Below are 7405 nucleotides of genomic sequence, written 5' to 3' on the forward strand. Positions count from 1 at the left end.
AGACACCTTGATAACAGCCACCTGCAGGCGCGCGCTTCAGCGAGCGAGGGTTGGCCAGAATCGCCCGATGAATCGGGCTCCTACCCAACCCTTTGATAACAGCCACCTGCGGGCGCGCGCTTCAGCGAGCGAGGGTTGGTCAGAATCGCCAGAGAACCGGGCTCCTACCAGACCCGAGATCTGGGCTTTTGTAGGAGCTCGCTTCAGCGAGCGAGGGGTGAATCGCCCGATGAATCGGGCTCCTACAAAACCTTTGATAACAACCACCTGCAGGCGCTCGCTTCAGCGAGCGAGGGTTGGCTGAAATCGCCCGATGAATCGGGCTCCTGCAGAACCCTTGATAACAACCACCTGTAGGCGCGCGCTTCAGCGAGCGAGGGGTTGGCCGGAATCGCCCGCTGAATCGGGCTCCTACAAACCCTTTGATAACAACCACCTGTAGGAGCTCGCTTCAGCGAGCGAGGGGTTGGCCAGAATCGCCCGATGAATCGGGTTCCTACCAGACCCGAGATCTGGGCTTTTGTAGGAGCTCGCTTCAGCGAGCGAGGGGTTGGCTGAAATCGCCCGATGAATCAGTCAACTTCTGAATGCTCAGGCGTCTTCGGACAATTGGCCAAGGCTCGGCTAGTATCTCAAACTATGGGAACAAGAGTGGATAACAGCACGAGATGCCTCGAGGGAGAATGACATGGCGGGCGGGTGGTCGAGAGATGGGGCCGTGCAGGATCAGATCGACAGCACGGTCGAGGATGCATTGGAACGAGCGCGCAGTCAGCTCCCCCGTGGCGAAAGCCTGAAATACTGCGAGGAGTGCGGCGAGGAGATCCCCCAGGCGCGGCGGGAGGCCGTGAAGGGCGTGCGTTTGTGCATCGCCTGCCAGAGCGAACGCGACAAGCAACGCTCCGGTTTCAGCGGCTACAACCGGCGCGGCAGCAAGGATAGCCAGCTACGCTAGCTTCGGAAATCTCACATCGCTGGTGGGCCGTTTCCCGGGAGGAAAGGAATTGCTGAATAAAGCGCCGAGCGAAATGAAGTGCAAGGCGCACGGAGCGCAGAAAACGAGACATAACATGGAGTTAGGCGAGTTTTCTAGCACCGCGCAACGCAGCAATTCGTTTGTGTAGGCATTTATGCAGTGATTCCTAAGGTCAGGTGCGTATGAATTATTATAAAGCTGGCGTTTCCGCTCGCCTATGAGCATCACTGGCCTTTACTGGTTCACCCAGGACCTGCGCCTGCATGATAACGCGACTCTGCTGGACGCGACGCGCCGTTGTGATCGGCTGCTTTGCGTCTATTGCATCGATCCTGCCTGGTTCGAGACCGGCGAATTCGGCAGCGCGCGCCTGGGGCGCCATCGCTGGCGTTTCCTGAACGAGACCCTGGACGACCTGGAGCAGCGCCTTGCGGCTCGCGGCCAGCACCTGATCCGGTGTTTTCGATCGCCAGGCCCGGCGCTGGATGCGTTGATCGAGCAGCACAGGGTGGACGTGGTGGTCCGCAGCCAGAGTGCCGACTGGTACCTGGAAAAGGCGTGGGAATCCCTGCAGCGTCGCTGGCCTGATGTCGAATTCGCGGAGCGGGTCACCCACACGCTGTTCGATCGAGACGCCCTGCCCTTCACGCTGGATGAATTGCCCGGTTCCTTCACGCAATTTCGCAAGCGCGTCGAGCCCCTGGGCATTGCAGCGCCAGTGGCGGCGCCGGAGGCTCTGCCACCGCCCGTCGACAACGCCTCTCTTTCATCGCCACCCTCACCGCCACCAATGCCCGAGACCACAGATGACCCCGACTCCGCCTTCCGGGGCGGCGAACGCGAGGGGCTCGCGCACCTCGATGCCTATTTCGGCGGCTCCTTGCCACTGCACTACAAGCAGACCCGCAATGCGCTGGAAGGCTGGCAGAACTCCTCCAAGTTTTCCGCCTGGCTGGCCAATGGCGCGCTGTCGGGGCGCCTGGTCATCGAACGCCTGCGGGATTTCGAGCAACGGGTCGGGGCCAACGAATCCACCTACTGGCTCTACTTCGAGCTGCTGTGGCGAGAGTTCTACCAGTGGTACGCCCATGCCCACGGTGCCCGCTTGTTCCGTTTGAGTGGGCTCAAGGGCGAGTCACCGAGGCCGGATCGCGACCGGGCACGGTTCGCCGCCTGGGGCCGGGGCGAGACCGGCCTGCCCATCGTCGATGCCTGCATGCGCGAGCTAAACGCCACCGGCTACATGTCCAATCGCGGCCGACAACTGGTGGCCAGCGCCCTGATCAATGAATTGAACCAGGACTGGCGATGGGGAGCGGCCTATTTCGAGCAGCAGCTGGTGGATTACGATGTGGCTTCGAACTGGGGCAACTGGCAGTACCTGGGCGGTGTCGGCGCCGACCCGCGAGGCTTGCGCCGCTTCGATCTGGCCAAGCAGACCGCGCAGTACGATCCGCAAGGCACGTTCATCGCGAGATGGCTGAACGGGTAAGACCAGAGGATTCCCCGATATGCATCGTAAACCCCACCTGCCGACCAAGACCTGCCCGGTATGCGAGCGCCCTTTCGCCTGGCGCAAGAAATGGGCGCGCCACTGGGACTCGGTGGTGTACTGTTCCGAGCGCTGTCGGCGCCGGGGCAGGCAGGCTTCAACCGCCGGCGATCAACCCGCCTCCGGCTCATGAATGATCACCTCCACCCGCCGATTGGCGGCGCGCCCCTTTTCCGTGTCGTTGTCCTGCAAGGGCTTTGTGTCGGCATAACCCACCGCACGTAGGCGCGAGGCGTCGATGCCCGCGCGATTGAGGTAGCGCAGGATCGCCGTGGCGCGGCCGCTGGAAAGCTCCCAGTTGGAGGGGAAGCGTTCGGTACGGATGGGCACGCTGTCGGTGTGCCCCTCGACGGAAATCGTGCCCTGGTAGCGCTCGAGGGTGGCGACCAGCTCCTGGGTCACCGTTTCGCCGGCATCGGTGAGCGTTGCATCGCCGGAATCAAACAGCAGATGATCCTGGATGCGCAGGTTGATGCCGCCCTTGACCCGCGATACCTCGACACCCTCGATCACCGGCAGCGCCTTCTCGGATTGCCGCACCTGCCAGGCACCGGCGACCTGAATGGCCGCCGCCTGGGCTTCCGCGCTCACCTTCAGGGTGCGCGCCACCTTCAACGAGGCCGCGATGGTCTGCGTCTGGATCAGCTTGGCCCGCGCCACCGCCTCGGCCGCCGCGATGGCCTGCGACGTTATCCGTCGCGGCGTGGCGACCTGGCGTGCCGTGTTCACGGCCGTCTCGTTCACCTGCGGCCGCGGTCTCGAGGCGACCCGCGTGGCGGCCTGCAACGCCTCGGGAAGCAGGTTCGGCCTGGGCACGACCTGGTTGGCCGCCTTGATGGCATCCAGGGAAGCCAAGGGAGCACTGGCGGGGCCTTCACGCTCATCGGCGCCGCCCGCCGCGCCATTCAGGCTCACCAGCAGCACGAACAGGGCCACCAGCAGGGTCATGATGTCCAGGTAGCTGATCATCCAGCCATCGCCGCCACGGTCCTCGGGATGCAGGGTCATCAGGCTGTCCAGCCCTGCCCGATCAGGGCTCGAGTGTTCGTGGTGCGCCCCGTGGCGAGGGAACTCAGGCATTGACCGTCACGCTCGCGTTGCCGGTGACGGGCTCCTCGGGGTCGCGGATCTCGTCGTGGTAGTTGGCGACGAAGGAGTTCAGCGTTTCCTCGACGAAGGAAGGCAGGCGCCGCTTGGCGATCAGCGAGACGCCTTCGAGCACCATGTTCATGGCGATCAGGCGCTGCTCGGTACGGCGTTCGAGCTTGACGGCGATGGGCTTGCACACCAGATTGGCGATCAGGATGCCATAGAAGGTGGAGAGCAGCGCGACGGCCATGCCCGGGCCGATGACCGCCAGGTCACCGGCGCTCATGGTCTGCAGCATGTTGACCAGCCCCACCAGGGTACCAATCATGCCGAAGGCCGGCGCATAGGCCGCCATGGTGCGCAGGATTTGCGCCTCGGCGAGCTCCCGGGCCTTGAGACGCGCGATGCGCCAGCGCAGCAGGTCGATGATCTCCGCTTCCTTGGTATTGTCGATGACCAGTTGCACCCCGGTGCGCAGGAAAGGATTGCGCGTCTGCTTCAACGCGCGCTCCACCGCCCGGATGTCGCCCTGGAACCACAGCCGTGCCATGGCCACCAGTTCGCGGATGTCCTCCTCGACATAGCAGTTCTCGCGATGGAAGACGACCCGGACCACGCGCACGAGCCTCATTACCTCGCGCAAGGGGTAACTGATGAAGGTGGCGGCCAGGGTGCCGGCAATCACGATCATCAGTCCGGGCAGGTTGAGGAAGCTCATTGCCGTGTCGGCACTGAGCAAAAGAACCGAGGCCAGCAGCAGCAGGCTGGCAACGATACCGATCAGCGTGGATGCATTCATGCGGCGCCTTGGCCCATCGATGGGCGATCGCTTGAGGAGTGGCACCATCATAGCGGGGCAGCCAAGAGGCAAAGCGATGAAAAGGGGCTGCATTTTGTGCGTTCTTAGGGCCACACCCGCCCACCCTCAACGCGAAACCAGGCTTATCGCGGAGGAGAGACTCGATCAAGATGCGCGGGTGGAGAGTCGAGCAGCCAGCCCAGCGACGCCTGCCTCAATAAGTACCCAGCAGTAGCCGCGCGCCATAGCCCCACAGCAGCACCGTGGCCCCGAGCAAGACTTCGAGGACCAGGACGCCGACCGCCAGGGTCGAGCCGGTGACGATAAAGCCTTCCTTCCTGTCGATACCGAGGAAGTTCGGGATGCCCAGATAGAGCAGGTAGGCGCTGTAGCAAAGGCCGATGATACCCGCCAGCAGGCATAGCCAGATCAATGGATAGAGCGCCACCAGGCCGCTCAGGAACATGGGCGTGGCCACATAGCCGGCGAAGATGATGCAGCGCCGCCGGCTTGGCGGCCGGGCGTAACGCTTGGCCATCCAGTGAATCACGCTGCCCATGAAGCCCACGGCAGCCAGTATCGTCAGGTAGAAGACGATACCCGCGTAGAGGGCGTCATCCAGCTTGAGCTTGATGGCGTGACCCTCGCCGAGGCTCCAGCCGACCTGCGTCGTGCCGATGAACGCACAAATCACTGGGATCGCCGCCAATCCAAGAACATGATGCGCATAGAGGTGAGTGATCGTTTCCCGCTCGCTCTGGATCTGCTTCCATTCGCGATTGGGATGGGCCATCAGCCCCCATACGTGGGTCAGCATAGAATCCGTCCTCCATTGCCCTGCTTGCTGTCGCGACGCCCATCATCAAGGGTAACGTCTGTCCCATTCGGCAGTATAGAAGACATGCGGCAAGTTGAATCATGGCGACTTAATTGAGATCGCTTTCGGAGTAGAGATCGGGCTCATCGGTCAAGCCGCGCATGGTCTGATCCACACTCATGGCTTTATACTGCTCTTCCGGCCAATCCTCATGATCAGTAGCTTGCACGGCGGATTGCCCATATCGCTGCTCCAGAAAGGTGATAAAATCTAGTACTTCTTGCTGTCGAAATGGCGGTAAGCGACTCACTCTGGCCAGCAATTCTTCAAGTTACATAGATACTTGCCTATTGTTGGCAACATTGATCGAATACTCGGAAGCATAGCACACCCACCTCTAGCAGGCGCCTGAACGACTAGTCAAACGCAGCTCGGTCAATCACCACTTCCATTGCCCACTCATGTCGTTTCGCTTCCGCAAGCAGTGCCTCCTTGAGAGCCTGCTTGGCATCGGCATCGCCATGCACCAGGCGCACCTGGCGTGGCCAATGGCGCATGCGACGAATGAAATTGACCAGGTCTTGCCGGTCGGCATGGGCCGAGTACCCCGTCAGGCTCTCGACCCCGGCGCGAATGGTAAAGCGCTCGCCATCCAGCTCCACCCAGCCGCCCTTGGGGCCGTATTCCTGAATGGCGCGCCCGGGGGTGCCCTCCGCCTGATAACCGACGAACAGCACGTTGTGCCGTGGCTCGCCAATCATCGCCTTGAGGTAGTTGACGATACGTCCACCGGCGGCCATGCCGCTCGCCGCCAGCACCACCGCCGGGCGCCCCGTCTTTGCCAGGTAGGCCACGGCACGCTCGTGTTCCTCATGGGAGTTAACGGTATAAAGGCTGTCGAAATCCAGCGGGTGTCGACCGTGCGCGACCCGGCGACGCGCCTCCGCATCCCAGAACGGTGCCAGTTCGCGATACACCTCGGTGAAGCGCGCCGCCAGGGGCGAATCGACAATGATCTCGAGCGCATCCCAGCCACGCCCGCCGACGCGCTCTCCACGCTTGGCCCCCTCGTGAATCAGGCCTTCCAGTTCGTAGAGCAGTTCCTGAGTGCGGCCGATGCTGAATGCCGGAATCAGCACCGTGCCACCATCGGCCAGCGCCCGCTCCAGGGCCGCCTTCAGGCGCGAACGGCGATGGCGACGATCCTCGTGCAACCGGTCGCCGTAGGTGCTCTCCAGCACCACCACATCCGCGCGGTAGGGGGAACGCGGCGCCGGCAGTAAGGGCGAATAGGGCGCGCCCAGGTCGCCGGAGAACACGACGCGCTGCGACTGCCGCGGTGTCGCCGAGATCGTCTTGTCGAGCACGTCCACCTCGACGTAGGCCGAGCCGAGGATGTGCCCTGCCCGTTGCAGCTTGACCCGCACGCGCCGGGAAGCATCATCGATCAGCGTGTGCCAGCGGCCGTAAGGCAGCGCAATCAGATGCGCCTCCACCCGCTCGAGAAAGCGCTCGATCAACTGCCGGTCCCGGGTAAAGCCGATCTTCAGCGCATCCTCGATCACCAGCGGCAACAGCTTCGCCGAGGGCTCGCTGCAGAGGATCGGCCCATCGAACCCCGCGGCGAACAGATATGGCAACCGCCCGATGTGATCGATATGCACATGGGTCGCCACCAGCGCCTGGACGCCCGCGAGCGAGAACTCGATGCGATGGCGCGCCAGGGCGTCTTCACCGCCCTCCTCGCCCTGGAACAAGCCGCAGTCGACGAGCAGCGAACGTCCGTCGCCGAAATGCAGCTGATGACAACTGCCGGTCACGCCCTCGACGGCGCCATGGTGGGTAAAGCCGATGTTCGCGCTCACGGATGGACTCCCTCGAAAGCACCAGCCCTGAATGGCCGGTATCACCGCTCTTTCTATCGGAAAGCGCATCGATTTCTTTATCTTGCAAGTACCTGCACTACAGCTCGCTCGCTGAAGCGAGCTCCTACAGGTGGTTGTTATCAAAGGGTTCTGCAGGAGCCCGGTTCCTCGGGCGATTCTGGCCAACCCTCGCTCGCTGAAGCGAGCTCCCACAGGTGGCTATTACCAAAGGGTTGGGTAGGAGCCCGATTTATCGGGCGATTTCGGCCAACCCCTCGCTCGCTGAAGCGAGCTCCTACAGGTGGCT

8 protein-coding genes are annotated in these 7405 nt (G+C 62.7%); 3 read left to right on the forward strand and 5 right to left on the reverse strand.

Annotated features, from left to right (window positions below):
* Positions 1-688: 688 nt before the first annotated feature.
* From BUA41_RS17780 to BUA41_RS17790, 3 genes are all read left to right on the forward strand, one after another.
* Positions 689-955, forward strand: coding sequence for a DksA/TraR family C4-type zinc finger protein (locus BUA41_RS17780; RefSeq protein ID WP_072825430.1), 267 nt, complete (start codon positions 689-691; stop codon positions 953-955).
* A gap of 238 nt (positions 956-1193) precedes the next feature.
* A complete protein-coding gene (locus BUA41_RS17785) occupies positions 1194-2468 on the forward strand; it encodes a DASH family cryptochrome (RefSeq protein WP_072825432.1) in 1275 nt (424 codons plus the stop codon).
* 19 nt (positions 2469-2487) lie between these two features.
* Complete coding sequence (locus BUA41_RS17790) at positions 2488-2661, forward strand: DUF2256 domain-containing protein (protein ID WP_072825434.1); 174 nt, start codon at positions 2488-2490, stop codon at positions 2659-2661.
* Here BUA41_RS17790 and BUA41_RS17795 read toward each other — a convergent pair.
* The 5 genes from BUA41_RS17795 to BUA41_RS17815 all read right to left on the reverse strand — a co-directional run bounded on the left by BUA41_RS17795 (position 2640) and on the right by BUA41_RS17815 (position 7098).
* Positions 2640-3536: an OmpA family protein gene (locus tag BUA41_RS17795; protein WP_072825436.1), complete on the reverse strand. Its 897-nt coding sequence runs from the start codon at positions 3534-3536 to the stop codon at positions 2640-2642. The two genes, BUA41_RS17790 and BUA41_RS17795, sit on opposite strands and share 22 nt — an antisense overlap.
* A gap of 64 nt (positions 3537-3600) precedes the next feature.
* Positions 3601-4416 carry a motility protein A gene (locus BUA41_RS17800; RefSeq protein WP_072825438.1) on the reverse strand — a complete coding sequence of 272 codons (816 nt, stop codon included), beginning with the start codon at positions 4414-4416 and terminating at the stop codon, positions 3601-3603.
* A gap of 214 nt (positions 4417-4630) precedes the next feature.
* The gene (locus tag BUA41_RS17805) at positions 4631-5233 is read right to left on the reverse strand and encodes a Yip1 family protein (RefSeq protein WP_072825440.1); all 603 of its coding nucleotides are present in this window, start codon (positions 5231-5233) and stop codon (positions 4631-4633) included.
* A gap of 109 nt (positions 5234-5342) precedes the next feature.
* Positions 5343-5555 (reverse strand): DUF2281 domain-containing protein, encoded by a 213-nt coding sequence (locus BUA41_RS19760; protein ID WP_371829250.1) that lies wholly within the window; start codon positions 5553-5555, stop codon positions 5343-5345.
* Positions 5556-5649: 94 nt separating this feature from the next.
* Entirely contained in the window at positions 5650-7098 is a 1449-nt protein-coding gene (locus BUA41_RS17815; RefSeq protein WP_245791958.1) for an MBL fold metallo-hydrolase RNA specificity domain-containing protein, read from the reverse strand.
* Positions 7099-7405 lie beyond the last annotated feature (307 nt).

It is taken from the genome of Modicisalibacter ilicicola DSM 19980, from assembly GCF_900128925.1.
Classification (GTDB): domain Bacteria; phylum Pseudomonadota; class Gammaproteobacteria; order Pseudomonadales; family Halomonadaceae; genus Modicisalibacter; species Modicisalibacter ilicicola.

Coding starts and splice junctions, on each gene's coding strand:
- BUA41_RS17800 (WP_072825438.1), bottom strand. CDS start 4,416: ATGAATGCATCCACGCTGATCGGTATCGTTGCCAGCCTGCTGCTGCTG.
- BUA41_RS17805 (WP_072825440.1), bottom strand. CDS start 5,233: ATGCTGACCCACGTATGGGGGCTGATGGCCCATCCCAATCGCGAATGG.
- BUA41_RS17780 (WP_072825430.1), top strand. CDS start 689: ATGGCGGGCGGGTGGTCGAGAGATGGGGCCGTGCAGGATCAGATCGAC.
- BUA41_RS17795 (WP_072825436.1), bottom strand. CDS start 3,536: ATGACCCTGCATCCCGAGGACCGTGGCGGCGATGGCTGGATGATCAGC.
- BUA41_RS17790 (WP_072825434.1), top strand. CDS start 2,488: ATGCATCGTAAACCCCACCTGCCGACCAAGACCTGCCCGGTATGCGAG.
- BUA41_RS17785 (WP_072825432.1), top strand. CDS start 1,194: ATGAGCATCACTGGCCTTTACTGGTTCACCCAGGACCTGCGCCTGCAT.